This window comes from Achromobacter sp. JD417 (assembly GCF_041879325.1).
Classification (GTDB): Bacteria; Pseudomonadota; Gammaproteobacteria; order Burkholderiales; family Burkholderiaceae_B; genus Achromobacter; species Achromobacter mucicolens.
Genome location: NZ_CP087159.1, coordinates 1366632 through 1393060, shown reverse-complemented (window position 1 = coordinate 1393060; position 26429 = coordinate 1366632). Strand labels below are relative to the sequence as shown.

At 65.8% G+C, this 26429-nt stretch carries 24 protein-coding genes; 16 read left to right on the top strand and 8 right to left on the bottom strand.

Translation table 11 applies throughout. The annotated features are described in order from the left end of the window. Window positions 1–63: 63 nt before the first annotated feature. A complete protein-coding gene (locus LN047_RS06390; protein WP_108005061.1) occupies window positions 64–1377 on the top strand; it encodes an MFS transporter in 1314 nt (437 codons plus the stop codon). Window positions 1378–1454: 77 nt separating this feature from the next. Here the strand turns inward: LN047_RS06390 and LN047_RS06385 are convergent, their stop codons facing one another. Next, window positions 1455–3734: a bifunctional (p)ppGpp synthetase/guanosine-3',5'-bis(diphosphate) 3'-pyrophosphohydrolase gene (locus tag LN047_RS06385; RefSeq protein WP_142050322.1), complete on the bottom strand. Its 2280-nt coding sequence runs from the start codon at window positions 3732–3734 to the stop codon at window positions 1455–1457. A 107-nt stretch (window positions 3735–3841) separates the two neighbouring features. Between LN047_RS06385 and LN047_RS06380 the strand changes: the two genes are divergently transcribed. Continuing rightward, window positions 3842–4675 (top strand): zinc-dependent peptidase, encoded by an 834-nt coding sequence (locus LN047_RS06380; RefSeq protein ID WP_175235152.1) that lies wholly within the window; start codon window positions 3842–3844, stop codon window positions 4673–4675. Further along, a complete protein-coding gene (locus tag LN047_RS06375) occupies window positions 4672–5181 on the top strand; it encodes a flavodoxin family protein (protein WP_373981350.1) in 510 nt (169 codons plus the stop codon). Before LN047_RS06380 ends, LN047_RS06375 begins: the two co-directional genes overlap by 4 nt. Before the next feature lie 201 nt (window positions 5182–5382). Here LN047_RS06375 and LN047_RS06370 read toward each other — a convergent pair whose 3' ends face one another. Both LN047_RS06370 and pncB read right to left on the bottom strand, forming a co-directional pair. Continuing rightward, on the bottom strand, window positions 5383–5733 hold the full coding sequence (locus LN047_RS06370) for a RidA family protein (RefSeq protein WP_056321843.1): 351 nt from the start codon (window positions 5731–5733) through the stop codon (window positions 5383–5385). A gap of 72 nt (window positions 5734–5805) precedes the next feature. After that, the gene (gene pncB / locus LN047_RS06365) at window positions 5806–6981 is read right to left on the bottom strand and encodes a nicotinate phosphoribosyltransferase (RefSeq protein WP_223574573.1); all 1176 of its coding nucleotides are present in this window, start codon (window positions 6979–6981) and stop codon (window positions 5806–5808) included. 157 nt (window positions 6982–7138) lie between these two features. Here pncB and fdxA point away from each other — a divergent pair, with 157 nt between their 5' ends. The 13 genes from fdxA (at window position 7139) to LN047_RS06300 (ending at window position 20520) form a co-directional block, all read left to right on the top strand. Next, complete coding sequence (gene fdxA, locus LN047_RS06360; protein ID WP_006389264.1) at window positions 7139–7462, top strand: ferredoxin FdxA; 324 nt, start codon at window positions 7139–7141, stop codon at window positions 7460–7462. Window positions 7463–7513: 51 nt separating this feature from the next. After that, window positions 7514–8314, top strand: coding sequence for a ferredoxin--NADP reductase (locus LN047_RS06355; protein ID WP_373981349.1), 801 nt, complete (start codon window positions 7514–7516; stop codon window positions 8312–8314). A 212-nt stretch (window positions 8315–8526) separates the two neighbouring features. Further along, a complete protein-coding gene (locus tag LN047_RS06350; protein WP_373981348.1) occupies window positions 8527–9753 on the top strand; it encodes a polyhydroxyalkanoate depolymerase in 1227 nt (408 codons plus the stop codon). A gap of 111 nt (window positions 9754–9864) precedes the next feature. Beyond that, complete coding sequence (gene rsxB, locus LN047_RS06345; protein ID WP_226848401.1) at window positions 9865–10509, top strand: electron transport complex subunit RsxB; 645 nt, start codon at window positions 9865–9867, stop codon at window positions 10507–10509. Next, window positions 10506–11141 carry an endonuclease III gene (gene nth, locus LN047_RS06340; RefSeq protein WP_062840540.1) on the top strand — a complete coding sequence of 212 codons (636 nt, stop codon included), beginning with the start codon at window positions 10506–10508 and terminating at the stop codon, window positions 11139–11141. Before rsxB ends, nth begins: the two co-directional genes overlap by 4 nt. A gap of 350 nt (window positions 11142–11491) precedes the next feature. After that, the gene (locus tag LN047_RS06335) at window positions 11492–12265 is read left to right on the top strand and encodes an ABC transporter ATP-binding protein (protein WP_062840539.1); all 774 of its coding nucleotides are present in this window, start codon (window positions 11492–11494) and stop codon (window positions 12263–12265) included. Continuing rightward, window positions 12262–12972: an ABC transporter ATP-binding protein gene (locus LN047_RS06330; RefSeq protein ID WP_062840538.1), complete on the top strand. Its 711-nt coding sequence runs from the start codon at window positions 12262–12264 to the stop codon at window positions 12970–12972. The genes LN047_RS06335 and LN047_RS06330 overlap by 4 nt, the downstream gene beginning before the upstream one ends. A 64-nt stretch (window positions 12973–13036) precedes the next feature. After that, window positions 13037–14251, top strand: coding sequence for an ABC transporter substrate-binding protein (locus tag LN047_RS06325; protein ID WP_062840537.1), 1215 nt, complete (start codon window positions 13037–13039; stop codon window positions 14249–14251). Window positions 14252–14350: 99 nt separating this feature from the next. Beyond that, on the top strand, window positions 14351–15238 hold the full coding sequence (locus LN047_RS06320) for a branched-chain amino acid ABC transporter permease (RefSeq protein ID WP_056321820.1): 888 nt from the start codon (window positions 14351–14353) through the stop codon (window positions 15236–15238). Next, window positions 15235–16218 carry a branched-chain amino acid ABC transporter permease gene (locus LN047_RS06315; protein WP_062840536.1) on the top strand — a complete coding sequence of 328 codons (984 nt, stop codon included), beginning with the start codon at window positions 15235–15237 and terminating at the stop codon, window positions 16216–16218. Before LN047_RS06320 ends, LN047_RS06315 begins: the two co-directional genes overlap by 4 nt. A gap of 111 nt (window positions 16219–16329) precedes the next feature. Continuing rightward, the gene (locus tag LN047_RS06310) at window positions 16330–17352 is read left to right on the top strand and encodes an ABC transporter substrate-binding protein (RefSeq protein ID WP_175156296.1); all 1023 of its coding nucleotides are present in this window, start codon (window positions 16330–16332) and stop codon (window positions 17350–17352) included. Window positions 17353–17440: 88 nt separating this feature from the next. Beyond that, window positions 17441–18283: a branched-chain amino acid aminotransferase gene (locus LN047_RS06305; protein ID WP_175235156.1), complete on the top strand. Its 843-nt coding sequence runs from the start codon at window positions 17441–17443 to the stop codon at window positions 18281–18283. 98 nt (window positions 18284–18381) lie between these two features. After that, entirely contained in the window at window positions 18382–20520 is a 2139-nt protein-coding gene (locus LN047_RS06300; RefSeq protein WP_373981347.1) for a phosphocholine-specific phospholipase C, read from the top strand. 109 nt (window positions 20521–20629) lie between these two features. On the opposite strand, the gene LN047_RS06295 is transcribed toward LN047_RS06300, so the two are convergent. From LN047_RS06295 to LN047_RS06275, 5 genes are all read right to left on the bottom strand, one after another. Next, window positions 20630–21391, bottom strand: a complete 762-nt coding sequence (locus LN047_RS06295; protein WP_056321805.1) for an ABC transporter ATP-binding protein — start codon at window positions 21389–21391, stop codon at window positions 20630–20632. Further along, window positions 21391–23226, bottom strand: a complete 1836-nt coding sequence (locus LN047_RS06290) for an ATP-binding cassette domain-containing protein (protein ID WP_056321803.1) — start codon at window positions 23224–23226, stop codon at window positions 21391–21393. Before LN047_RS06290 ends, LN047_RS06295 begins: the two co-directional genes overlap by 1 nt. 3 nt (window positions 23227–23229) lie before the next feature. Continuing rightward, entirely contained in the window at window positions 23230–24267 is a 1038-nt protein-coding gene (locus LN047_RS06285; RefSeq protein WP_056321800.1) for a branched-chain amino acid ABC transporter permease, read from the bottom strand. A gap of 175 nt (window positions 24268–24442) precedes the next feature. Then, window positions 24443–25606 (bottom strand): ABC transporter substrate-binding protein, encoded by a 1164-nt coding sequence (locus tag LN047_RS06280; RefSeq protein ID WP_056321798.1) that lies wholly within the window; start codon window positions 25604–25606, stop codon window positions 24443–24445. Window positions 25607–25858: 252 nt separating this feature from the next. Continuing rightward, a complete protein-coding gene (locus tag LN047_RS06275) occupies window positions 25859–26416 on the bottom strand; it encodes a biotin transporter BioY (RefSeq protein ID WP_062840531.1) in 558 nt (185 codons plus the stop codon). Between the last annotated feature and the right edge of the window lie 13 nt (window positions 26417–26429).

Here is a 26429-nt window from a genome sequence, read left to right as displayed (position 1 = left end):
GACGGCCGGGGCGGCACCGCCTAGAATGTCGGCCGGATTTTACAAAGCCCCCAAGGAGATCCCGTGCAGCACAAAGCAGTCCCCACACGCAACATCGTGGCAGCGGTAATAGGCAACGCCCTCGAATGGTATGACTTCCTGGTGTTCGCGTTCATGACGCCGATCATCGCCAAATTGTTCTTTCCCACGGACCCCAGCGTCCCCGGCAGCGAACTGAACGCCATCCTCATGACCACCGCCATCTTCGGCGTCGGGTTCTTCATGCGCCCGGTGGGCGGCATCATCCTGGGCCTGTATGGCGACCGCAAGGGCCGCAAGGCCGCCATGGTGCTGGTGACCTCGCTGATGGCCGTGTCCATCGCGCTGATCACGGTGGCGCCCACCTACCACGCGGCCGGCATCCTGGCGCCGATCTTCATCCTCATCGCTCGCCTGCTGCAAGGCTTCTCGGCCGGCGGCGAGTTCGGCACGTCGACGGCGCTGCTGATCGAAATGGCGCCCAACGGCAAGCGCGGCTTCTATGGCTCGTGGCAGATGGCGGGCCAGATGCTGGCACTGCTGATCGGCGCGGGCTGCGGCACGCTGATCACCGAGTTCTTCACCGAGCAGCAGATCGCCGACTGGGCGTGGCGCCTGCCGTTCGCCTTCGGCTTGGTGATCGTGCCGATCGCGATCTACATCCGCCGCAACGTCGACGAAACGGACGCCTTCAAGCAAATGAAGGAAGCCGACCGTCAGGCCGCCGAGCGCGGCGAGGTCAAGCGCCTGTCGCTGGGTCAGATGCTGCGCACCCACACGCGCGAGACGCTGATCGGCGTGGGCCTGGTGGTGACGGCCACGGTGTCCATCTACATCACCTTCACGTATCTGGTCACCTATTCGACCAAGGTGCTGATGCTGCCGCTGAACCAGACTTTCCTGGTGCAGATGGCGGGCGCGGCGCTGATGGTGGTGCTGACCCCGTTCATGGGCGCCTGGTCCGACCGCATCGGCCGCCGTCCGCTCGTGATCGGCTCGCTGATCGGCTACCTGATCGTGCTGTACCCGCTGTACTTCTGGCTGTCGGATGCGCCGTCGATCGGCCGCCTGCTGACCGTGCAGGTCGTGGTCTGCATTTTCGTGTCGGCGTTCTTTGGCGTGTTCAGCACGGTGATGGCCGAGCTGTTCCCGGCGCGCGTGCGTTCGGTGGGCCTGTCGCTGGCCTATAACGTGGCCGTGATGATCTTTGGCGGGTTCGCGCAGTTCATCGTGACCTGGCTTATCAAGACCACCGGCTCGCCCATGGCGCCCGCCTACTACGTGATGTTTGGCGTGGCCCTGGGCCTGGTTGCCGCGTTCTACATGCGTGATCGCGCGCATGAAGACCTGGAGCACTGAGGCCTGAACCGCCCCCGCCCCGCGTTGTTCGGCGCGCGGGGCAATCTCCGGCAGCGGCGCCGCTGCCGGACACCCTTCTAGCGGCGCGTCGCCGACGACACGCCTGGCACTTCGGCCAGCGCATCGAGCGCGCGCGACAGCGATTCGCCGCCGCGCACTTCCACCGTGAACACCATGTGAGCCAGCGACTGCTTGCTCTGCGTGTTCACGCCCACCACGTTCAGGCGCAGGCGTGCAAACACTTCGGACAGGTCGCGCAACAGGCCCGACCGGTCGTGCGCGCGCACGCTGATGTCGACCGGATAGAAGGTATCGGCGGTTTCGCCCCACGCCACCTCGATGACGCGTTCGGGCTCGCGCGCGGCCAGCGCCAGGTAGCTGTGGCAGTCGCGGCGGTGAATAGACACGCCGCGACCGCGCGTCACGAATCCGGAGATCGCGTCCGGCGGCGCGGGGCGGCAGCAGCGGGCAAGCTGCGTCAACAGCGACCCAACCCCGACCACCAGCACGCCGCTCTTGCCGCTTTTCTCGGCGCTGCCCGCGCTGGCGTGCCGCAGCGCGGCCGGCGTGGGCTCGGCCGCGGGCGCCGGCTGCTGGAACACCGCATCGATCTGGCGCAGGCTGAATTCTTCCTTGGCCGCGGCAACGTACAGGTCGTCGGCGCGGGCAAAGCCCAGGTTCTGGGCCAGCTGCTCCAGGTTGATGGCCGTCTTGCCCAGGCGCTGCAGTTCCTTTTCGACGAGCGCCTGGCCCTGCGTGATGCGTTGCTGCAGTTCAATGGCGTTGAACCACATGCGCACCTTGGCGCGTGCGCGGGGGCTGGCCAGAAAGCCCAACTGCGGATTGAGCCAGTCGCGCGACGGGCCGCCGGACTTGGCGGAGATGATCTCCACGGTCTGTCCGGTGGACAGATGCGTCTGCAGCGGCACCATCTGCCCGTCGACGCGCGCGCCCCGGCAGCGGTGACCCAGGTCGGTATGCAGGTGGTAGGCAAAATCCACCGGCGTGGCGCCGGCGGGCAGCTCGATCACGCGCGCCTGGGGCGTCAGCACATAGATGCGCTCGTCGGTGTGCGCGGGCGCCGCCACCGCGCCGCGGCTCTTGCCCGCGGCGGCCCTGCCCGAGGCGGGCTTGGCCGGTTCGGGCGGCGTGTCCGCGCCGCCCTCGACTTCGCTGTTCCAGGCCAGCAACTGGCGCATCCAGGCAAGCTGCCGGTCGTATTCGCTGGAGGCGGCCACCTGGCCGCCCTTGGCGCCCGCTTCCTTGTAGCGCCAGTGCGCGGCCATCCCGTATTCGGCGAACTGATGCATCTCGCGCGTGCGGATCTGCACTTCGAAGGGGCGGCCATCGTCATCGGTGACCACCGTGTGCAGGGACCGGTAGCCGTTGGGCTTGGGCCGCGAGATGTAGTCGTCGAATTCCTCGGACAGCGGCGTCCACATCTCGTGCACCATGCCCAGCGCCGTGTAGCACGCGCGCACGTCGTCGACGATGACGCGCAGCGCCCGCAGGTCGTACATCTGCGAGAAGTCCAGGCGCTTGACGCGCATCTTGTTCCAGATGCTGTAGATGTGTTTGGGCCGGCCGCTGACCTCGGCCTGGATGCCGCTTTTGGCCAGGGCTTGTTGCAGGCGAGCGATGGCGCCGGCGATGAAGGCCTCGCGCTCGACCCGCTTTTCTTCCAGCAGGCGGGCGATGTGCTTGTACTTTTCGGGCTCAAGAAAGCGGAAGGACAGGTCTTCCATTTCCCATTTGATCTGCCAGATGCCCAGCCGGTTGGCCAGCGGCGCGTACAGGTCCAGGGTCTCGCGGGCAAAGTCGGGCGAGCACGGGGCCTTGGTTTCGGCGTGCCAGCGCAGCGTGCGCAGCCGCGATGCCAGCCGCATCAGCACGATGCGCAGGTCGGCGGCCATGGCCAGCAGCATCTTGCGCTGCATTTCCTTTTGCGAGCCGCTTACCGCGGCGACATCGCTGGCCTGGCGGGCGACCACGCCCAGGCGCAGCAGGGCGTAGGCGCCCTGCACCAGCCGCGCGACCTCCGTGCCAAAGGCAGCGGCGATGGGGTCGTTTCGCAGGGACGGCGCGGGAGCCATCAGGTCGGTGGGCAGCGCGGCCAGGAGCGCGGCGGTGCGCGTGGCCGCGTCGGTGTGCATGGCGGCCAGGATACGGACCACGCCGGCGCCGTGGCCGGCAAGCGGTTCGCCCGTGAGGGCGTTCTGGCCGTGGAAACGCGGCTCGGCCCAGGCGACGGCCCGGTCCAGCAACGTCAGGCCATCGGCATCCAGGCCCGCCCCGGCTTCCTGCCGCCAGGAAGCGTCGAATGGCGAAGGCGCATCGGGAACAGGCGGGGCGGACATGACGGGCGTTGCACAGGTATCTGGTTGAATATCCCGACACTCTACACTAGGGTTCAATCACCCTGAACACCCTGCCGCATCCCGGCATATGGAAGGAACCAAAGCTTATGTTGCGCTGGCTGAAGGGGCGCGGCGCCCGCCCGTCCGAGGTCGCCGAAATGCAGGCCCGCATCCCGCCCGAACTGTGGCGGCAGGTGCTGGACACCTATCCGTTTCTGGCCGTGCTGACGCAGGACGAAGCCGCCCAGCTGCAGTCGCGCGCCGCGTGGCTGCTCGCCAGCAAGACCATCAACGGCGCGCAGGGACTGGAGGTCTCGGACTTCATGCGGCTATCCATCGCCGCGCAGGCCTGCCTGCCCATCCTGAACCTCACGCCCGAGCTGTACGAAGGCTGGGACGAGATCATCGTGTATCCCGCCAGCTTCCGCATTCCGCGCTCGCGTCAGGACGAGGATGGCGTGGTCCACGAGTACATCGAGGACGCCGCGGGCGAAGCCTGGGAAGGCGGGCCGCTGGTCCTGTCCTGGGAGGACACGCAGTTGTCCGAAGGCGGCTTTAACGTGGTCATCCACGAATTTGCCCACAAGCTGGACCTGCGCTCGGGCTTTGCGGACGGCATGCCGTCGCTGTCGGCGCATCCCGAGATCCAGCCGCGCGCGTGGCGCCAGGTGCTGGACGACAGCCTGGACCGCTTCATTGCGGCGGTCGACGCCGTGGAGGCGGCGATCCCGCGCGACGTGGATCCCGAAAGCGAGGAAGCGGACGCCTGGTACGGGCAGCTGCCTATGGATCCCTACGCGGCCACGGACGAAGGCGAGTTCTTTGCGGTCAGTTCGGAGCACTTCTTCGTGGATCCCCACCCCATGCAGCAGGCCCTGCCCGAGTGGTATGCGATGCTGCGGGCGTATTACCGGCAGGACCCGGCGGAGCGGTACGCATGAAGGAATTGCTGATCGTCTGGCATTCGCGCACGGGCGCGGCACAGCAGATGGCGCGCGCCGCCGCGCGCGGGGCCACTGAAGCGGCGGCCGCACTGGAGCAGCCGGACGACCTGCGCGTTACGTTGTTGCGCGCGCAGGAGGTTGGCGCGGACGCAATACTGGCCAGCCAGGGGTTCATCTTCTGCGCCCCCGAGAATTTCGCCAGCCTGAGCGGCGAGATGAAGGAGTGCTTTGACCGCAACTATTACGCGGTGCTGGACCGCCTGCAGGGACTGCCCTACGCGGCCATGATCAGCGCGGGCAGCGACGGCGCGGGCGCCGCCCGGCAGGTCGAACGCATCTGCACCGGCTGGCGGCTGACCCCGGTCGCGCCCGCCGTCATCGTGAACCTGGGCGCCCAGACCGCCGCGCAGATCCTGGCGCCCAAGACCGTGCCGCCGGCGGATCTGGCGCGTTGCGAGGAACTGGGCGGTTTGCTGGCGGGCATCATGCTGATGGGCGCTTAACGCGGCAGGGCGGGGTGTCTGACACCCTGGGGCGATGAACTTCAGCTTGTAGCGGCGTCTCTGAGGGTGTCAGACACCGTGTAGCGGCGTTGCAAGGGGAGTCAGACGCCTGGTCTGACATCCACGCAAAGAAAAAGCCCTCGGCGTTGGCCAGAGGGCTTTTCTATGTGCCGGATGAGGCCGGCATTCAGCCTGCGTGCATCACAGGGCGGCCGTCACCACGATCTCGACTTTGTAGTCGGGGTTGGCAAGGCGGGCCTCGACGGTGGCGCGGGGGGGCGAGTTGCCGTCGGCAACCCATGCGTCCCAGGCCTTGTTCATGCCGTCGAATTCCTTCATGTTGGCCACGTAGATCTGGGCCATCAGGATCTTGGTCTTGTCGGTGCCGGCTTCGGCCAGCAGACGGTCGATCGTGGCGAGCACTTGCTCGGTCTGGCCCGTGATGTCCAGCGTGGCATCGTCCGGCACCTGGCCCGCCAGGTAGGCAACGCCGTTGTACACGGCCATGTCCGACAGGCGCTTGGTCACGTGAAAGCGCTTGATGCTGCTCATGAGAATTCCCCTAGAGTCGAGTGGTTTGGTTGGAACTGGGTAACGCTGCCCGCGCGCGACGCCCGGGCGTCGTCAGGCAGGCGGCAACTGGAAAACCTGGCGCAGATAGGCCAGGTAGGCGGGATCGTCGCACATCGTCTTTTCGGGCGCATCCGACACCTTGGCCACCGGCTGGCCATTGCAGCGGACCATCTTCATGACGATCTGCAGCGGCTCGTGGCCCAGGTCGTTGGTGAGATTGGTGCCGATGCCGAACGACACCTTGCAGCGGCCCGAGAACTGGCGCGCCAGCTCGATGGCGCGCGGGAAGGTCAGCGCATCCGAGAACACCAGCGTCTTGGCGCGCGGATCGACGCGGTTCTTGCGGTAGTGCTCGAGCAGACGCTCGCCCCAGACGAAGGGATCGCCGGAATCGTGGCGTGCGCCGTCAAAAAGCTTGCAGAAATACATGTCGAAGTCGCGCAGGAACGCATCCATGCCGTAGACGTCCGACAGCGCGATGCCGAGGTCGCCGCGGTATTCCTTGGCCCAGACTTCCAGCGCGAACACCTGCGAATCGCGCAGCCGCGGACCGAGGGCCTGGCAGGCCTGCAGATACTCGTGGCCCATGGTGCCCAGCGGCAGCACGTCGTGTTCCTTGGCCAGCAGCACGTTGCTGGTGCCCGCGAAATGCGGGCCCATCTCGGCTTTCATGGTGGAGACGATTTCTTCGTGCCAGGCCTTGGAGAAGCGGCGCCGCGTGCCGTATTCGGCCACGCGGAAATCCGCCAGCGCGGGATCGTCCAGCACCAGATGCATCTTGGACTGCAGGCGCTTGCGGCCCTCTTCCCAGTCCGGATGCTTGCGGGTGTTTCGGAAATAGACCTCGTTGACGATGGCCAGCACGGGGATCTCGAACAGGATCGTGTGCAGCCACGGCCCCTTGACCTCGATGCTGATTTCGCCGGGGCCTTCGCCTTCGCTGATGTGAATGCAGCGCTCCGGCATGTGGAACAAACCCAGGAAATCAACGAAGTCGCTTTTGATAAAACGCAAGCTGCCGAGATATTTAAGCTCGTCTTCCGTGAAGCGCAACTGACATAGCTGATGCACTTCGTCGCGGATTTCGTCCAGATAGGGGCGCAAATCCACGCCTTGCGTCCGGCATTTGTACCGGTACTCGACCTGGGCAGCCGGGAAGTGATGCAGCACCACTTGCATCATGCTGAATTTATACAGGTCGGTGTCGAGCAGCGAAGTAATAATCATGATTGCGCGTTTCGTTTCGCGACACCATAGCATGAAGCAGCGGGCCTTCGACACGATGGGCCACGCTGTCAATACGGGTATTGCCGGCACATCGGCGCGGCATTGGGTAAAATCCGCCCATTAAGACACATCTGCCGCCGATCCCCGGAGTTCCTGAATGACCCACGTAGTCACCGAAAACTGTATCAAGTGCAAGTACACCGATTGCGTCGACGTGTGCCCGGTGGACTGTTTTCGTGAGGGTCCGAACTTCCTCGTGATTGACCCCGACGAATGCATCGATTGCGCGGTCTGCATCCCCGAATGCCCGGCCAACGCGATCTACGCCGAAGAAGACGTGCCGCAGGACCAACTCAATTTCATCGCGCTGAACGCCGAACTCTCCCCGGAATTCGCCAGCATCAGCCGCGCCAAGAAGCCCCTGCCCGACGCCGACGAATGGAACGGCAAGCAGGACAAGCTGCAATACCTGGAAAAGTAATCCACGGGCGCCGGCCGCACGCCGGACCGGCGCTTTCCGTGCGATGTCCCGATGACCGACGACTCCAAATACACGCGCCAGACCATCACCAGCGTCCACACCTGGGTGCCGGACAAACTGTTCTCCGTGCGCGTGACGCGGGACGAGGCCTTCACGTTCGTGCCCGGCCAGTTCGCCCGGGTGGGTCTGCCCGGCGCTGAAGACCCGGACGGCGCGCCCACGATCTGGCGCGCCTATTCCATGGTCTCGGCCCCGCATGAGCCCTGGCTGGAGTTCTATTCCATCGTTGTCCCGGACGGTCTGTTCAGTCCGCGCATGGCGCGTCTGCAGCCTGGCGATGCGCTTTACGTCGAAAAGGCCCCCTACGGCTTTCTCACGCTGGAGCGCTTTGCGCCCGGCGGCGACCTGTGGCTGCTGGCCTCGGGCACCGGTCTGTCGGCCTACCTGTCCATCCTGCGCGACCCGGCCGTCTGGCGCGCTTACCGCCGCATCGTCCTGGTGCACGGCGTGCGCACCGCAGCCGAACTGGCCTATCGCGACGAAATCGAGTCCTGGCGTCGCGATCCGGCCCTGGCCGAGATGTTTGCCGCCGATCCCGGCAAGCTCGTCTACCTGCCCATCGCCACGCGCGAAGCCGTGCCCGGCATGCCGCAAGCGCGCATCACCACGCTGATCGCCGATGGCCGCCTGGAGCAGCTGGCCGGCCAGCCGCTGGATCCCGAGACCGCCAAGGTCATGCTCTGCGGCAACCCCGCCATGCTGGCGGAGGCACGAAAATTGCTGGGTGATCGGGGATTCAAGCCGGGACGCCGCGGCATTCCGGGCAACCTGGCAGTAGAAAACTACTGGTGATTCCGCACTGCATGGCGTAGTGCATAAATCCACCTTTTGGCATCACCGCAAGGCATGAACGCGGCCCTAAACTGGTGCGAAACACATGACGGGTCGCTTTTTAGCAACAAAATCAGGCACTTTGCCTGACATTCTTCAGTCTGATTGGAAATATCGTTACGCCTCGGAGCAATAATCGGGGCACACGCTCGACCCAGAAGGACTTCCCCGAAATGCTGTACCAATTGCACGAAATGCAGCGCGCCTTCCTGACTCCGTTCGCTGCATTCACGGACGCCGGTTCTCAGCTGTTCTCCAGCCCCTACAGCCCGCTCGCCTATACCCCGATCTCGCGCCAGATGGCCGCCGGGTATGAGCTGATGACCCGTATCGGCAAGGAATACCAGAAGCCCGCCTGGAATCTTCCCACCACTCAGATCGGCGGCAAGTCCGTGCGCGTGATCGAAGCCGTGGCCATGGACAAGCCGTTCTGCCGACTGGTGCACTTCCAGCGCGACGTGCGCCTGGCCGGCAGGAACGATCCCAAGGTGCTGCTGGTGGCCCCGCTTTCCGGGCACCACGCCACCCTGCTGCGCGATACCGTGCGCGCCCTGCTGCCCAACCATGACCTCTATGTGACCGACTGGGTCGACGCGCGCATGGTGCCGCTGTCGGCCGGGCCGTTCCATCTGAACGACTACGTGCGCTACGTGCAGGACTTCATCCGCCACCTGGGCCCGGACGTGCACGTCATTTCCGTGTGCCAGCCCACGGTGCCGGTGCTGGCCGCCGTGTCCCTGATGGCCTCTGCCAACGATCCCTGCCAGCCGCGCAGCATGGTGATGATGGGCGGTCCCATCGACCCGCGCCAGTCGCCCACGCAGGTCAACCGGCTGGCCACGACCAAGCCCTATACCTGGTTTGAAAACCAGGTGATTCACCCCGTTCCGCCCCGCTATCCGGGGGCCGGCCGCCGGGTCTATCCGGGCTTCCTGCAACATGCGGGATTCATGGCCATGAATCCGGACCGCCACATGAAGTCGCATTACGACTTCTACCTGGACCTGCTGCGCGGCGACGACAGCGATGCCGAAGCGCACCGCCGGTTCTACGACGAATACAACGCCGTGCTGGACATGCCGGCCGAGTTCTACCTGGACACGATCCGCATGGTGTTCCAGGAGTTCGCGCTGCCCGGCGGCACCTGGGAAGTGGACGGCAAGCTGGTGCGCCCGGCCGACATCAAGGATGTGGCCCTGTTCACCATCGAAGGCGAACTGGACGACATTTCCGGCCAGGGCCAGACGCGCGCAGCCATCACGCTGTGCAAGAACATCCCCGCCGACCGCAAGGCGCACTACACCGCGCCGAACTGCGGCCACTACGGCATTTTCTCGGGCCGCCGGTGGCGCGAAATGATCTGTCCTAAAATTGCCGAGTTCATCCGGCAATCGGCCTAAGGACGGCGCCGCGCCGTCCATCCGGCGGGGCACGGGCGTAAGCCCGGCGCCGCCAGCAGCCTGATCCGTATCCCCGGGGCCCAAGCGGCCCCTTTTCATTACTGGCTTTACATGTCCTGTCGCTCATTAGCCGACCGCGTTGATGCCTTGCTGCCTCAGACGCAATGCACCAAATGCGGTTACGACGGCTGCCGGCCCTATGCCGAAGCCATCGCCGAGGGCGCCGCGCCGATCAACCGCTGTCCGCCCGGCGGCGAGGACGGCGTCGCCGCGTTGTCCGCGCTGCTCGGCACGCCCCTGCTGCCGCTCGATCTGTCACGCGGGGAACCCGGCCCGCTGCTCGTCGCGCGCATCGACGAATCGCATTGCATCGGCTGTACGCTGTGCATCCAGGCCTGTCCGGTCGACGCCATCGTCGGGGCCAACAAGCACATGCACACCGTGCTGGACGACTGGTGCACCGGCTGCGACCTGTGCGTGGCGCCCTGTCCCGTCGACTGCATCGAGATGGTGCCGGCCGGGCGCGCATGGACCAGCGAGGACGCCGCCGTCAGCCGCGAGCGTCATCGCCGTCATCAGGCGCGCGCCGAGCGCCTGGCTGCCGACAACGCGCGCCTGATGGCACCGGAGATGCCCGAAGCGCCCGCGCCCGTGGCGCCCGCCGCCGAGGATGCGCAAAAGGAAGACCGCAAGCGCTCCGCCATCGAATCCGCGCTGGCCCGCGCCCGGGCCCGCCGCAATCCCACGCAGTCATGAACGCCGCCAAACGTCGAGAGATCTTCGCCCGCCTGAAGGCGGCCAACCCCACTCCCACCACCGAACTGGAATACGCCACGCCGTTCCAGTTGCTGATCGCCGTGCTGCTGTCGGCACAGGCGACCGACAAGTCGGTCAACATCGCCACGCGCAAGTTCTTCCCGCAATACGGCACGCCCGAGGCCCTCTTGGCGCTGGGCGAGGAAGGGCTTGCCGACTACATCAAGACCATCGGCCTGTTTCGCACCAAGGCGAAGAACGCAATCGCCACCTGCAAGATCCTGATCGAGCAGCACGGCGGCCAGGTGCCGCAAACGCGCGAGGCCCTGGAGGCCCTGCCCGGCGTCGGCCGCAAGACGGCCAACGTGGTGCTCAACACCGCGTTCGGACAAGCGGCCATGGCGGTGGACACGCATATATTCCGCGTCTCGAATCGCACCGGCATCGCGCCGGGAAAAAATGTGCTGGAAGTCGAGCAAAAGCTCATGAAGTTCGTGCCCAGCGAATATCTGCTGGATGCGCATCACTGGCTTATCCTGCACGGCCGCTACGTTTGCGTGGCGCGCAAGCCGAAGTGCCCGCAATGTGGCATTTCCGACCTCTGCGAATTCAAGCAGAAAACGCCTGCCTGAAACCGGCGCGCGGGTATTCACCTGCGATTATGCGAGCGGAAAACCGGGTTTTCCCTCGCCTATTGCCGCGTGACATCTTGATGACGATCAACGCGTAATTGCTGCAACGCATTTGCATATCGGGCGCCCTTTCTCCCCATATGCGCACTGCATTGTCGGCATGCCGACAATTGGCCTTTCCGCAGTGCAAAACCTATGACAAACCCTCATGGAATTTTGATTGCGACGTCCGCATACTCGCCGGCAACTCATAAGAAAACTGCGCACGCAAACAGTTTTCCAACCCTGCGGGGGCCCGACGCAATAACGTCAGGCAGAGACCATATAAATACAACGCTGGTGCAGCGAACATGGATGACACAATCCTGGAGACAAAAGGCCTCACCAAGGAGTTCCGCGGCTTTGTCGCGGTCAACGGGGTCGATTTGCGTATCAAGCGGGGCGAGATTCATGCCTTGATCGGGCCTAACGGCGCGGGCAAGACCACATGCTTCAACCTGCTTACGAAATTCCTCGCTCCCACGTCGGGCAGCATCAGGTTCAATGGCATCGACATCACCGGCGAGCGGCCCGCGCAGATCGCGCGTCGCGGCATCATCCGGTCGTTCCAGATCTCGGCGGTGTTCCCGCACCTGACCGTGCTCGAGAACGTGCGGATCGGCCTGCAGCGCAAGACCGGCCTGTCCTATCACTTCTGGCAAAGCGACAAGCGGCTCGCCTCCTTGAACGAGCCGGCGCGCGCGCTGCTTGAACAGGTGGATTTGGGCGACTTTGCCGACGAGACCACAGTCAACCTGCCGTACGGCCGCAAGCGCGCGCTCGAGATCGCCACCACGCTGGCGATGGAGCCCGAGCTGATGCTGCTGGACGAACCCACCCAGGGCATGGGCCACGAAGACGTGGACCGCGTCACGCAATTGATCAAGCGCGTGAGCGCCGGGCGCACCATCCTCATGGTGGAACACAACATGAACGTCGTGTCCTCCATCGCCAACACCATCACCGTGCTGGCGCGCGGATCGGTGCTGGCCGAAGGTTCCTACGCCGAAGTCTCCCGCCATCCGGCCGTGATGCAGGCTTACATGGGCACGACCGACGGCGAACTTCAAGGAGCGCACGCATGAGCACCCCCGCACTCGAAATCTCGGGCTTGAATGCCTGGTACGGGGAATCGCATATCCTGCACGGCGTGGACATGCGCGTTGGACAAGGCGAGGTCGTCACGCTGCTGGGCCGCAATGGCGCCGGCCGCACCACGACGCTGCGCGCCATCCTGGGCCTGACCGGTTCGCGCAAGGGCTCGGTCCGCATCCATGGCACCGAGGCCATCGACCTGCCCACTTACAAGATTGCCCACCTGGGCGTGGGCTATTGCCCCGAGGAACGCGGCATCTTCGCCAGCCTGTCTTGCGAAGAGAACCTGCTGCTTCCGCCGGTCGTGGGCTCGCTTGGCGGCGGCATGTCGCTGGCCGAGATCTACGACATGTTCCCCAATCTGCAGGAACGCCGCAATTCGCCGGGCACGCGCCTGTCGGGCGGCGAACAGCAGATGCTGGCCGTGGCGCGCATCCTGCGCACCGGCGCAAACCTGCTGCTGCTCGACGAGATCTCCGAAGGCCTCGCGCCCGTCATCGTGCAGGCGCTGGCCCGCATGATCACGGCGCTCAAGCAGCGGGGCTACACCATCGTCATGGTGGAACAGAATTTCCGCTTCGCCGCGCCGCTGGCCGACCGCTTCTACGTCATGGAGCACGGGCAGATCGTCGAGCACTTCGAAGCTGCCGAACTTTCAGAAAAACAGGACACGCTCAACGAACTGTTGGGCGTCTAAAGCAACCTGTGTCATCCGCCGGAACCCCGGCAAACACCACACCGTAGGGAAGAGGAGTCATCCCATGAAGCTGCACACCATCACTGCTGCACTGGCCATGGCGGGCCTGGGATTCGCGGGGGCAACCGCCCACGCTCAAGGTATCTCCGACGATGTCATCCGCATCGGATTCATCACCGACATGTCGGGCGTTTACTCCGACATCGACGGCAAGGCGGGCCTGGAAGCCGTGCGCATGGCGGTCGAGGACTTCGGCGGCACGGTCAACGGCAAGAAGATCGAAATCGTCTCCGCCGACCACCAGAACAAGGCCGACGTCGCTTCGGCCCGCGCCCGCGAATGGTTCGACCAGCAGAAGGTCGACGTCATCATCGCCGGCACCAACTCGGCCACCAGCCTGGCCATGGCGGCGGTGGCCGCCGAAAAGAAGAAGCCCTTCATCGCAGTGGGCGCCGGTTCGTCCGACCTGACCAACGCCCAATGTTCGCCGTACACCGTGCACTACGCCTACGACACCGTGGCGCTGGCGCGCGGCACCGGCTCGGCAGTGGTGAAGGACGGCGGCAAGAGCTGGTTCTTCCTGACCGCGGACTACGCGTTCGGCCACGCGCTGGAACGTGACACGATGGCGGTCGTCAAGGCCGCGGGCGGCGAAGTGAAGGGCCAGGTGCGCGCACCGCTGGGCGCTTCGGACTTCTCGTCGTTCCTGCTGCAGGCGCAAGCCTCCAAGGCGCAGATCCTGGGCATGGCCAACGCCGGCGGCGACACCATCAACACGGTCAAGGCCGCCAACGAATTCGGCGTCACCAAGAGCATGAAGCTGGCCGGCCTGCTGGTGTTCATCAACGACGTGCACTCGCTCGGCCTGGACGCCACCAAGGGCATGTACCTGACCGACGGCTGGTACTGGGACCAATCCGACGCCTCGCGCGCCTGGTCCAAGAAGTTCGAGTCCAAGGTCGGCCGCAAGCCGTCCATGCTGCAGGCGGGCGATTACTCGTCGGCGATGTTCTACCTGAACGCTGTCAAGGCCACCGGCTCGGATAACGGCGACGACGTGATGAAGTGGATGAAGTCGAACAAGGTGAACGACTTCTTCGCCCAGGGCGGCGTCGTGCGCGAGGACGGCCGCATGGTCCACGATATGTACCTGATGCAAGTGAAGACCCCGGCCGAATCCAAGGGCCCGTGGGACTACTACAAGGTGGTGGCGACGCTGCCTGGCGACGAGGTCTACACCAAGTTGTCCGAGTCCACCTGCAAGCTGGTCAAGAAATAAACCGGCGCATGTGATCCCGGATGCGGTCCGGGCCGACAGCCCGGCCGCATCCTTCCTGACTAGCTCGCTTCCTTCCGTACCGCGCAGGACTTTCACACGATGACTGACATTTTCGGCATCCCCATACAGGCCTTGTTCGGCCAGCTGTTATTGGGCCTGGTCAACGGTTCCTTCTATGCAATGCTGTCGCTCGGACTCGCCGTCATCTTCGGGCTGCTCAACGTCATCAACTTCGCCCACGGCGCTCTCTACATGCTGGGCGCCTTCGTCGCATGGATGGGGCTGTCGTACTTTGGCCTGAATTACTGGATCATGCTGATCCTGGCGCCGCTGATCGTGGGCCTGTTCGGCATCATCATCGAAAAGCTGCTGCTCAAGCACCTTTACAAGCTCGACCACCTGTACGGGCTGCTGCTCACCTTCGGGCTGACGCTGCTGATCGAAGGGCTGTTCCGCAGCTTCTACGGCGTGTCGGGCCAGCCCTATCCCACGCCCGAGGCCCTGCGCGGCGCGACCAACCTGGGTTTCATGATCCTGCCGAACTACCGTGGCTGGGTCGTGGCGGCATCGATCATCGTCTGCTTTGCCACGTGGTACGTCATTGAACGCACCCGCCTGGGCGCCCTGCTGCGCGCCGGCACCGAAAATCCGCGCCTCGTGGAATCCTTCGGCGTGAACGTGCCCCGCATGATCACGCTGACCTATGGGTTCGGCGTGGCGCTGGCGGGCTTTGCCGGGGTGCTGGCCGCGCCGGTGCTGCAGATCTCGCCGCTGATGGGATCGAACCTCATCATCGTCGTGTTCGCGGTGGTCGTGATCGGCGGCATGGGCTCCATTCTTGGCGCCATCGTCACCGGGTTGGGCCTGGGCGTGATCGAAGGTCTGACCAAGGTGTTCTGGCCCGAAGCGTCCAGCACGGTCGTCTTCATCATCATGGCCATTGTTCTGTTGATCCGCCCGGCCGGGCTGTTCGGAAAAGAAAAATGAATCGTCAATTCCTGGGCTATGCGGTCTTGGCCATCGTGGTGGCCTTGCTTCCCTTCGCAGGCGTGTATCCGATCTTCGCCATGAAGGTCATGTGCTACGCCCTCTTCGCGTGCGCCTTCAACCTGCTGCTGGGCTTCACGGGGCTCTTGTCCTTCGGCCACGCCGCCTTTTTGGGCAGCGCGGCCTATGCGGCCGGGCACAGCATGAAGGTCTGGGGCCTGCCCACCGAGCTGGGCCTGCTGTTCGGCGTGGGCGTGGCGGCGCTGCTGGGCCTGGCCATGGGCGCGCTGGCCATTCGCCGCAGCGGCATCTACTTCGCCATGATCACGCTGGCGCTGTCGCAGATGGTGTTCTTCTTCTTCCTGCAGGCCAAGTTCACGGGTGGCGAGGACGGCCTGCAAAGCGTGCCGCGCGGCACGCTGTTCGGGCTGGTCGACCTGTCCAAGGACATCAACCTGTACTACCTGGTGATGGCCATCTTCATCATCGGCTACTTCATCATCTGGCGCACGGTGAACTCGCCCTTCGGGCAGGTGCTGCAGGCGCTGCGCGAAAACGAACCGCGCGCCATCTCGCTGGGTTACGACGTCGACCGCTTCAAGCTGGTGGCCTTCGTGCTGTCGGCCGCCCTGGCGGGCCTGGCAGGCGCCACCAAGACGCTGGTGTTCGTGTCGGCCACGCTGTCGGACGCCACCTGGCAGATGTCCGGGCTGGTGATCCTGATGACGCTGATCGGCGGCCTGGGCACATTGACCGGTCCGGTGCTGGGCGCGTTCATCGTGGTGCTGCTGGAGAACAAGGTGGGCGACTTCGGCCAGATGATGGCCAACCTGACCGGCGTCGAATGGTTCCTGCGCCTGGGCGAGTCCGTCACCATCGTGAGCGGCCTGATCTTCGTGATCTGCGTGCTGGCGTTCCGGCGCGGCATCGTGGGCGAGCTGGGCGCGCTCTTCAACCGCCGGCGAGCCGCCCGCGCGTGATCCGATTTATCGGTTGATTGACCGCGGGGCCGCGCAAAGCGGCCCCGTTGCATTGGGGCGCGCGGCAGCGCCCCGTACAATGGCAGGCACCCTACTACACAGGTGCCGACCATGCGCATCACGCATCTCGTTCCCGGCCTCGGCGCGCTCGCGCTGGCCGCCGCCCTGCTGTCCCCCGCCGCGGCCCAGGCCGCGCCCGCCGCCCCCGTTTGCGAAGTCGACCGGCCCGTCCGTTTCAGCGGACTGAACTGGGAATCCAATCTTGTCCTGGCCGGCATCGAGCGCTTCGTGCTGGAACACGGCTACGGCTGCAAGACGTCTGTTGAAATCGGCGAAACCCTGCCCATGCTGGCCGCGCTGCAACGCGGCGACGTCGATGTCACGCCCGAGGTCTGGCCCGGCCAGATCGAAGGCGCCTGGAAGAAGGCGCTGGCCAGCGGCAAGGTGCTGGGCGTGGGCCACGTCTATGACGCCGGTGAAGGCTGGTACGTGCCGCGCTACACCGTCGAGCGGCACCCGGAGCTCAAGTCCGCCGCCGACCTGGCGCGCTTCAAGGAGGTGTTCGCCGACCCCGAAGACCCGGGCCGCGGCCGCATCTACGGATGCCCGGCCGGCTGGGCCTGCGGCACGCTGAACGACAACCTGCTGCGCGCGCTGAAACTGGACAAGGACTATTCGCTGTTCGCGCCCGGCTCCGGCGCCGCGCAGAAGGCCGCCATCGTGTCGGCCTACAAGCGCAAACGCGACATCGTCTTCTACTACTGGACGCCCACGTCGCTGGTTGGCGCGCTGGACCTGGTCAAGCTGGAACTGCCCGCGTTCGACCAGGCGGCCTATACCTGCATGACCGATCCCAAGTGCGCGGATCCCGTGCCCACGCAGTTCAAGCCCAATCCGGTCGTCACCGGCGTGAACGCCGATTTTGCCAAGCAGGCGCCGCGCGTGACCGAGTTCCTGTCCAAGCTGACGGTGCCCGACGAAGCCATCGACGCGACGCTGGGATGGCTGGAAAACGAGGGCAAGGAGCCGGAGGACGCCGCGCGCTATTTCCTCAAGCAGTACGCGCCCGTCTGGCGGCAATGGATGCCCGCGGACGTTGCCGATCGCGTGCAGGCGGCGCTGGCCAAGGAATAGCTGCCTAGCTCATGTATTCTGGCGATTCGGCGTTCTGGACCCGCTTCGCGCCCGATCGCCAACCCGATTCAAGCAAAGGATGACAATCATGGATGCCTTGTTCTGGCACAACGGTCACTGGACCACTGAAAACCCCAAACTGCTCGGCCCGGCGGACCACGCCTTCTGGATGGCCAGCATGGTCTTTGACGGCGCGCGCGCCTTCCGCGGCCTGACGCCCGACCTGGACCTGCACTGCCAGCGCGTCGTGCGCTCGGCCGAAAAGATGCTGATGAAGCCGCAGATGGCATGGGAAGAAATCCAGGACCTGTGCCTGCAGGCCGTGGCGCGTTTCCCCGAGGGCTCGGAGCTCTATATCAAGCCCATGTTCTTCTGCGCCGACGGCTTCCTGCTGCCGGACGCCGACAAGACCCAGTTCGTGCTGCATGTCTTCAAGGTGCCGATGCCGGGCGACCAGGGCTTTTCCGCCTGCTTCTCCAGCTTCGCGCGCTCGTGGCCCAACATGGCGCCCACCGACGCCAAGGCCTCGTGCCTGTACCCCAACGGCCAGCGCGCCATCCGCGAAGCCGCCGAAAAGGGATTCGACAACGCCATCATGCTGGACGGCGCGGGCAATCTGGCCGAGTTCGCCACCAGCAACCTGTGGCTGGCCAAGGACGGCGTCGTATCCACCCCGGTGGACAACGGCACGTTCCTGAACGGCATCACGCGCCGCCGCGTGCTGGCGCTGCTCAAGGCCGATGGCATCGAGGTCCAGGAACGCAGCCTGACGCGCGCCGACGTCGAAGCCGCCGACGAAGTGTTTTCGTCGGGCAACTACGGCAAGGTGGTGCACGTAAACCGCGTCGAGGACCGTGCGCTGGAATACGGCCCGATCGCGCGCCGTGCGCATCAGCTGTACATGGAGTACGCGGAAAGCACGCGCCGCTGACAACGCAGCCTGACGGCCCGCGCGCGCCCCGCGCGGGCCGTCAGGCAAATAACAGCAAGGCGGCGTACGCTGTGGGCTTCCGACCGTGAGGCCCGATCATGCAAAGCAGACGCACATTCCTGCGCCACGGCGCCACCCTGACCGGCGCCGCCGCCCTGTCGCTGTTTCCCCCCGCGATCCGCCGCGCGCTGGCCATTCCGGCCAACCGCCGCACCGGCACGATCCGCGATGTCGAGCACATCGTGATCTTCATGCAGGAAAACCGTTCGTTTGATCACTATTTCGGCGGGCTGGCGGGCGTGCGCGGCTTTGGCGACCGTTTTCCCATCCCGGTGCCGGACAGCCCCGATGCCCGGCATCGCACCGTCTGGGCCCAGTACAACGACAAGCCGGATGAAGGCGCGCCGCGCACCGTCCTGCCGTACCGGCTGGATACGCGCGAAGCCTACGAGGCCATGCGCGTGGCGAGCACGCCGCACACCTGGTCCAACGCGCAGGACGCCTGGGACGCCGGCCGCATGGGCAACTGGCCCGCCGCCAAGAAGAATCATTCGATGGCCTACTACACGGAAAGCGACCTGCCCTTCCAGTACGCCATGGCCCGCGCCTTCACCGTCTGCGACGCCTACCATTGCTCGTTCACCGGCGGCACCAACACCAACCGCCTGTTCCTGTGGACCGGCACCAATGACGGCCTGGCGCGCGGCAATGGCCCGGCGATGGGCAATGTCTACAACAAGCTCACCGGCGGCGACCCGGCCGGGGCCTACACCTGGACGACCTATCCCGAACGGCTGGAGCGGGCGGGCGTGAGCTGGCGCATCTACCAGAACATGGCGGACAACTATTCCCTCAATCCCACGGCGGGCTTCAAGGCCTATCGCGATGCGTACCAGGAACTGCCGGGTGCGCTGGCGGCGCTCAAGCACAAGGCGCTGGCCACGCGCGACCTGGACCTGCTGCGCCAGGATGTGCTGGACGGCACGCTGCCCCAGGTGTCCTGGATTTGCGCCACCAAGGCGGGCTCGGAACATCCCAGCCCGTCCAGCCCCGCGCAGGGCGCTGACTACACGGCGCGTGTGCTCGACGCACTGACCGCGAATCCGGCCGTGTGGAGCAAGACGGTGCTGCTGCTGATGTTCGACGAGAACGACGGCTTTTTCGACCACATGCCGCCCCCGGCGCCGCCATCGCGTCTTCCCTCCGGCGAGCTGGCCGGCGCCTCCACGGCCGACACCGCGGGCGAATATCACGAACATCTATCCGGCGTTGAAAAAGACGACACGCCGGCGCATCTGCATGGCGCCTACGGGCTGGGGCCGCGCGTGCCCATGTATGTGTTGTCGCCGTGGACCAAGGGCGGCTGGGTCAATTCGCAGGTGTTCGATCACACGTCGGTGTTGCGCTTCATCGAGCGGCGCTTCGGCGTGGCCGAGCCGAACATCTCGCCATGGCGGCTGGCGGTCTGCGGCGATCTGACCAGCGTGTTCGATTTCGCGGCGCCCGACGACGGCGACCTGTTGCGCGGCCTGCCCGCCACGGCCGAACGCGCGGCCCGCGCCGCCGCGTTGGACGGCACGGTCAAGCCGCCCGCCCCGCTCGACCCCGCGCCCGCCCGCCAACACGCCGGCACACGTCCTTCGCGCACGCTTCCCTATGCGCTGCAGGCACACGCCCGCGTCCAGGACGATGGCGTCACCCTGCGGTTCGAAAACGTGGGCACGGCGGGCGCGGTGTTTCACGTCTACGACCGGCTGGACCTGGAGCGCGGGCCGCGCCGGTACACCGTGGAGGCCGGCAAGACGCTCGACGGCACGTGGCCCGCCGCGCCAGACGGGCGCTATGACCTGTGGGTGCTGGGCCCCAACGGCTTTCATCGGCACTGCGCCGGGCGTATCGGGCAGCCGTCGCTGGCGGTCGTGGCGGCTTGCGAGGGCGCGGGCGCGCGGCTGCGCGTGTCATTGCATAATCCGGGCACCAGGCCGCGCGTCTGCCGCATCGAGGCCAATGCCTATGGATACCCCGACGGCACCGAGGCCGAGCTGGCTGCCGGCGAATCCCGCGAGCTTGCCTGGGAAATGTCACGCAGCGGCGGCTGGTACGACATCAGCGTGCGCGACACGCAGGATCCGTCCTTTCTGCGCCGCTTTGCGGGGCGTATCGAAACCGGCGCCGACTCGACATCGGATCCCGCGATGGGAGAGGAATTGATCGTGCGATGGACGCCCGTGCCTTGACGCCACCCGCTGAAGGAACGGCGTGGCCCTGCTATGCGTCGGCGCACTGCGGCACAACGCAAAACGCCGGCCCCTCGCGGCAGCCGGCGTTCTGGTCTGGCGCGTGGCGTCAGGCCGCTTCGGCGCCCTTGCCCAGCCCCAGGTAGCTTTCGATGACCTTGGGGTCACCAGCCAGCTCGCGCGCCGGGCCGTGCAGGATGACCTCGCCGGTTTCCAGCACGTAGCCGTAGTCGGCGACCTGCAGCGCCGCGCGGGCGTTCTGCTCGACCAGCAGGATCGCCACGCCGGTCTCGCGCAGGCGCGCAATGATGTGGAAGATCTCGCGCACGATGCGCGGCGCGAGGCCCAGGCTGGGTTCGTCCAGCATCAGGAGGGTGGGCTTGGCCATGAGCGCGCGGCCCACGGCCAGCATCTGGCGTTCGCCGCCCGACAAGGTGCCGGCCTGCTGGGCGCGGCGCTCGCGCAACCGCGGAAACAGGTCGAAGACTTCGTTCAGCGTGTCGCGCCAGCCGCTTTCACGGGCGCGGTACCGGCGAAAGCCGCCGAGCAGCAGGTTGTCTTCCACGGACATGGTGCCGAAGAGTTCGCGGCGCTCGGGCACCAGCGACATGCCGGCCGCCACGCGGCGCTCGACCATCCAGCCCGACACGTCAGCGCCGGCGTAATGCACGGCGCCGGCGGCGTGGCCGGTCTGCGGCAGCGAGCCCATGATGGCGTTGAGCATCGTGGACTTGCCGGCGCCGTTGGCGCCGATCACCGTGACGATGCTGCCGGCCGGCACGCTGAGCGAGGCGCCTGCCAGCGCGCCGACCTTGCCGTAGCGGGCCGACAGGTTGCTGACTTCCAGGACGGGGGAATTGGTTGCGCTCATCACACACCTCCCGCCGGCACGGCCTTGGCCTGGTCGGCCTCGGGCAGGTCGTCATCGATGCCGCCCAGGTAAGCCTCCAGCACCGCCGGGTTCTTTTGCACGTCGGCCGGCACGCCTTCGGCCAGCTTCGTGCCGAAATCCATCACCACGAGGTGGTTGGTCAGGCGCATCACAAAATCCATGTCATGTTCGACGAGCAGAATGCTCATACCTTCCGCGCGCAGCTGTTCCAGCACGCGCGCCAAGTCCTGCTTTTCCTTGTAGCGCAGGCCGGCGGCAGGCTCATCGAGCAGCAGCAGCAAGGGATCGCAGGCCAGCGCTCGGGCGATTTCCAGGATGCGCTGCTGGCCCAGGGCCAGGTTTCCGGCCTGTTCGTACAGATATTCACCCAGGCCCACGCGCTTGAGCTGCTCGGCGGCCTCATGCAGCAGCTGCGCTTCGCGTGCACGGTCCGAATGCAACGCGCCCGACAGCACGCCCACGTCCGAACGCAGGTGCGCGCCCAGCGCCACGTTTTCCAGCACGGTCATGCCCGGCAGCAGCTGCACATGCTGGAACGTGCGCCCCACGCCCATCTTGGCGATTTCACGCGCCGAACGGCTGTCGATGCGCTGGTCCATGAACGTGACCTGGCCACGCGTCACCGGCAGCACGCCGCTGATGAGGTTGAAGGTGGTGCTCTTGCCGGCGCCGTTCGGGCCGATGAGACCCATGATCTCGCCCGAACGCACCTTGAAGGTGATGTCGTTCACGGCCACCAGCCCGCCGAATTCCTTGCGGATGGCATCGACTTCCAGCACGACCTGGCCGGGCTGCGGGCGCTCGCGCGTCGGCAGGGCCGGGGCCGCCGCGGGCGGCGCCAGGTTACGGCGCGAGCCATCGGCGCCGGTGATGCTGCCCCACCAGCCCGACAGGATCGGCCACAGGCCGTTGCGCGCGTACTGCAGCATCAGGATCAGCAGCACGCCGAAGACGATCATCTCGAAGTTGGCGTTGGTGTCCAGCAGCTTGGGCAGGAGGTTCTGCAACTGGTCCTTCAGCACCAGGATGACGCTGGAACCCAAGAGGGCGCCCCAGACGTAGCCCGCGCCGCCGACCACCGCCATGAACAGGTATTCGATGCCGTAGTTCAGGCCGAAGGGGCTGGGGCTGACCGCGCGCTGCATGTGCGCATAGAGCCAGCCCGACAGGCAGGCCAGCAGCGCCGCCCAGACGAAGATCACGATCTTGTACGCGGCGGTGTTCACGCCCATGGACTCGGCCATGCCCGCCCCGCTCTTCAACGCGCGGATGGCGCGGCCCGGACGCGAGTTGAGCAGGTTGCGCGTGGCCCACAGCGCCAAGAGGACGCAGACCCAGATCAGGTAGTAGATGTGGCGGCCGCTGGCCAGCGACATGCCGAAGATGCTGATGGGCTCGATGCCGGCAATGCCGTCATGCTTGCCCAGCCAGTCGATGTTGCCGAACAGGTAATACAGCGACAGGCCCCAGGCGATGGTGCCCAGCGGCAGGTAGTGACCCGACAGGCGCAGCGTGATCGCGCCCAGCAAGTAGGCCACGACGGCGGTCAGGATGAGGCCCGCGGGCAGCGCCAGCCAGGGCGACACGTCGTATTGCGTCGTCAGGTAGGCGGTCGTGTAGGCGCCCAGCCCCACGAACGCGGCCTGGCCGAACGACGTCAGACCGCCGACGCCGGTCAGCAGCACCAGGCCCAGCACGACCAGGCTGGCCAGACCGATATAGTTCAGTTGCGTCACCCAGAATTCGGGCGTGGCCGACACCATCGGCAGGCCCGCCAGGACGACGAGAAAAACGGCAAGCAGAATGCGGTTCATGGCTTATTCCTCTTCGTCCGCGTGATGGGTGCTGAACGAACGCCAGACCAGAACCGGGATGATCAGGGTGAAGACGATCACTTCCTTGTATGCGCTGGCCCAGAACGACGAGAAGGACTCGAGCACGCCGACGAGCAGCGAGCCGGCCGCCGCGATGGGATAGCTGGCCAGACCGCCAATGATGGCGCCGACGAAGCCCTTCAGGCCGATCAAAAAGCCCGTGTCGTAGTAGACCGTGGTGATGGGCGCGATCAGCATGCCGGACATGGCGCCGATGCCCACGGCCAGCGTGAACGTCAGCGAACCCGACATGTTGGTGCTGATGCCGACCAGGCGCGCGCCGCGGCGGTTGACGGCGGTGGCGCGCAGCGCGCGGCCGTACAGCGTCTTGCCGAAGAAGATCCACAAGGCCAGGATGAGCAGCGCGCACGTGGCGACCACGAACAGGCTCTGCGCGGACCACGTCATGAAGCCCAGGTCGACCTGCCCGCTCACGAATGCCGGCGTGCGCCAGCCTTCGGCGCCAAAGAACACGAGCGCCAGGCCCATCAGCGCGAAGTGCACGGCGACGGAAACGATCAGCAGCACCAGCACGGTGGCTTCGGCGAGCGGCTGGTAGACGATGCGGTAGACCATCGGGCCCATCGGAATCACCAGCAACAGCGTCAGCAGCATGTTCAGCCACAGCGAGTTCTCCGGACCGGTATAGCTACGGGTCAGCCAGAACAGCGCCAGCGGCAGCACGACGCAGGTCGCAATGGTCTTGGGCAGGCCGGCGGCGCTACGCGTGCGCACGGCGCGCATCAGCTCGAGCGCCAGGCACACCAGGCCCAGCAACGGCAGCAGGTAGGCAGTGCCCGGCACCTTGCCGTCGACCAGCATGGCCAGGGTCAGGGCGCCAAACGCCACGAACTCGCCCTGGGGAATGAAAATGACGCGCGTGACGGCGAAAACCAGTACCAGAGCCATGCCCAGGAGGGCATAGATGGCGCCGTTGACGACACCGTCTTGCAGCAGGATCAGCGCAATTGATGAATCCATCTAACAACTACCTTGTGGTTTCTTGGTGTTCCGGCCCCACCCGGAACACTGATACGACACACCGGCCGGAAAGGCCGGTGCGAAGTCCTGCCGGGCGCGGCGCGGCGGGCGGTGTGCCGCCCCCGCGCCTCGGGCGCCCGCTATGGGCAGCCCGCGCTCGGGCGATCCTGGGGCATTACAGGCCGGGCTGGTAGACCCACTTGCCGTTTTCCACCTTGACCATGACGCGCGAGCGCTCGTCAAAGCCGGCGTGGTCCGTGGGCGACATGTTGAACACGCCTTGCGACACGGCAAGATCCTTCACTCCTTCCAGCGCGTCGCGCATCGCGGCACGGAATTCGGGCGTGCCGGGCTTGGCGCCCGTCTTGAGCGCCACGGGCAGCGCGGCGACGACCAGCTGGCCGGCATCCCACATGTGGCCGCCGAACGTGTTGGTCGAACCGGCGCCGTTGGCCTTTTCGTAGGTTTCCACGTAGGCCAGGGCCGACTTCTTGACCGGGTTGCTGTCAGGCAGTTGCGCGGCGACCAGCAGCGGGCCGGCCGGCAGGTACATGCCGTCGCAGTCCTTGCCGCAGACGCGCAGCACGTCGTTGTTAGCGGCGCCGTGGGTCTGGTAGATGGTGCCGCCGTAGTTGCGGGCCTTCAATTCCTTTTGCGGCAGCGCCGACGGGGTGCCGGCGCCGGCGATCAGGATGGCGTCGGGCTTGGCGCCGACCAGCTTGAGCACCTGGCCCGTCACGCTGGTGTCGGTGCGGCCGTATTTTTCGATGGCGACGATCTCGATGCCCTTGGCCTTGGCGGCCTTCTGCATCACGTCCAGCCAGCCGTCGCCGTAGGCGTCGGCAAAGCCGATGAAGCCCAGCGTCTTGACCTTGGACTTGGCCATGGCGTCAGCCAGGGCGCCGGCCATCAACGCGTCGTTCTGCGGGGTCTTGAAGACCCAGCGGCGCTTGTCGTCCACGGGTTCGACAATCTTGGCGCTGGCGGCCACGCTGATCATCGGCACCTTGGCTTCGGCGGCCACATCGACCATCGCGAGCGAGCCCGGGGTGATGGACGTGCCGATCAGCACGTCGACCTTGTCGTCGGAAGCCAGCTTGCGCGAGTTCTTGACGGCCTGCGTGGTGTCGGTGGCATCGTCCAGCACGATCCATTCGATCTTCTGGCCGGCGACTTCCTTGGGCAGCAGGGCCACGGTGTTGCGCTCGGGGATGCCCAGCGAGGCGGCGGGGCCGGTGCTGGCAACCGTGACGCCAACCTTGACCTGTGCGCTCGCCAGAAGCGGCAGAGTCAGGGCTACAGCGGCGGCGGCCGCGGACAAGCCGAAGTGCTTGCGCATGTTTTTGTCTCCTGTGGTTGGCTCTTATGTGCCTCGAACGAGGCGAAGCGAGCCTGTTTAAAGTTATACAGAAAAAAATATTATATGGTTAAAACAGTATCAGATGACGTAGCGCAACTACGGTAATTCCCTGATGTGCTACGGAAATCGTGATTTGGCAAACGCATTTGTTAATGGCGAACTTGTACTTGAAAGGGTCGCAGGCGTCATGTTGGGGGATTCCCTTGGGGCGACTGGGGTTTTCAAGGGGGCTCAGCGGCCTAGCATCGGCCACACCCGCTCGACGCGCGACGCGACCCAGGCAGCCACCACGGCCTTGACCAGATCGCCGGGCAGGAACACCGCGACCGCACCGGCGGCCTTGGCCATGTCCATCTTCGCCACCGCCGCCAGCCATGGCACCCCAAACGCGTACACCACCGCAATGCCGCCGACGACGCAGGCGGCCACGTAGCCCGCCAGCCCCATCCACGTGCCCGATGCGCGCGCGGCCAGGCGGCGCGCCAGCCAGCCCGTCACGAATGCGCCGGCCACCATGCCGACCAGGAACCCGCCCGTCGGTCCGAAGAACGCGCCCAACCCGCCGCGGCCGCCCGGCAGCACGGGCAGGCCGACCGCCGCCAGCGCCAGATACAGCAGGCACGCCAGCGCGCCACGCACGGGGCCGAGCATGGCGCCGGCCAGCATCGCGCCAAGCGTCTGCAAGGTGATGGGCACGGGAATGCCGGGCATGGGAATGGGCGGCATCAGGCTCAGGACGACGATCAGCGCCGCAAACAACGCGACCAGCACCGTATTGTTCGATTTCATGGGGTTCCCCTCG

What these genes read in the sequence shown, in the direction of transcription:
- LN047_RS06370 (WP_056321843.1), bottom strand. Translation starts at nt 5,733, where the DNA reads ATGAGCAGCATCAAGCGCTTTCACGTGACCAAGCGCCTGTCGGACATG.
- pncB (WP_223574573.1), bottom strand. Translation starts at nt 6,981, where the DNA reads ATGATTATTACTTCGCTGCTCGACACCGACCTGTATAAATTCAGCATG.
- LN047_RS06295 (WP_056321805.1), bottom strand. Translation starts at nt 21,391, where the DNA reads ATGAGCGCAACCAATTCCCCCGTCCTGGAAGTCAGCAACCTGTCGGCC.
- nth (WP_062840540.1), top strand. Translation starts at nt 10,506, where the DNA reads ATGAACGCCGCCAAACGTCGAGAGATCTTCGCCCGCCTGAAGGCGGCC.
- LN047_RS06310 (WP_175156296.1), top strand. Translation starts at nt 16,330, where the DNA reads ATGCGCATCACGCATCTCGTTCCCGGCCTCGGCGCGCTCGCGCTGGCC.
- LN047_RS06315 (WP_062840536.1), top strand. Translation starts at nt 15,235, where the DNA reads ATGAATCGTCAATTCCTGGGCTATGCGGTCTTGGCCATCGTGGTGGCC.
- rsxB (WP_226848401.1), top strand. Translation starts at nt 9,865, where the DNA reads ATGTCCTGTCGCTCATTAGCCGACCGCGTTGATGCCTTGCTGCCTCAG.
- LN047_RS06280 (WP_056321798.1), bottom strand. Translation starts at nt 25,606, where the DNA reads ATGCGCAAGCACTTCGGCTTGTCCGCGGCCGCCGCCGCTGTAGCCCTG.
- LN047_RS06330 (WP_062840538.1), top strand. Translation starts at nt 12,262, where the DNA reads ATGAGCACCCCCGCACTCGAAATCTCGGGCTTGAATGCCTGGTACGGG.
- LN047_RS06350 (WP_373981348.1), top strand. Translation starts at nt 8,527, where the DNA reads ATGCTGTACCAATTGCACGAAATGCAGCGCGCCTTCCTGACTCCGTTC.
- LN047_RS06380 (WP_175235152.1), top strand. Translation starts at nt 3,842, where the DNA reads ATGTTGCGCTGGCTGAAGGGGCGCGGCGCCCGCCCGTCCGAGGTCGCC.
- LN047_RS06305 (WP_175235156.1), top strand. Translation starts at nt 17,441, where the DNA reads ATGGATGCCTTGTTCTGGCACAACGGTCACTGGACCACTGAAAACCCC.
- fdxA (WP_006389264.1), top strand. Translation starts at nt 7,139, where the DNA reads ATGACCCACGTAGTCACCGAAAACTGTATCAAGTGCAAGTACACCGAT.
- LN047_RS06285 (WP_056321800.1), bottom strand. Translation starts at nt 24,267, where the DNA reads ATGGATTCATCAATTGCGCTGATCCTGCTGCAAGACGGTGTCGTCAAC.
- LN047_RS06355 (WP_373981349.1), top strand. Translation starts at nt 7,514, where the DNA reads ATGACCGACGACTCCAAATACACGCGCCAGACCATCACCAGCGTCCAC.
- LN047_RS06300 (WP_373981347.1), top strand. Translation starts at nt 18,382, where the DNA reads ATGCAAAGCAGACGCACATTCCTGCGCCACGGCGCCACCCTGACCGGC.
- LN047_RS06335 (WP_062840539.1), top strand. Translation starts at nt 11,492, where the DNA reads ATGGATGACACAATCCTGGAGACAAAAGGCCTCACCAAGGAGTTCCGC.
- LN047_RS06375 (WP_373981350.1), top strand. Translation starts at nt 4,672, where the DNA reads ATGAAGGAATTGCTGATCGTCTGGCATTCGCGCACGGGCGCGGCACAG.
- LN047_RS06385 (WP_142050322.1), bottom strand. Translation starts at nt 3,734, where the DNA reads ATGTCCGCCCCGCCTGTTCCCGATGCGCCTTCGCCATTCGACGCTTCC.
- LN047_RS06320 (WP_056321820.1), top strand. Translation starts at nt 14,351, where the DNA reads ATGACTGACATTTTCGGCATCCCCATACAGGCCTTGTTCGGCCAGCTG.
- LN047_RS06290 (WP_056321803.1), bottom strand. Translation starts at nt 23,226, where the DNA reads ATGAACCGCATTCTGCTTGCCGTTTTTCTCGTCGTCCTGGCGGGCCTG.
- LN047_RS06325 (WP_062840537.1), top strand. Translation starts at nt 13,037, where the DNA reads ATGAAGCTGCACACCATCACTGCTGCACTGGCCATGGCGGGCCTGGGA.
- LN047_RS06275 (WP_062840531.1), bottom strand. Translation starts at nt 26,416, where the DNA reads ATGAAATCGAACAATACGGTGCTGGTCGCGTTGTTTGCGGCGCTGATC.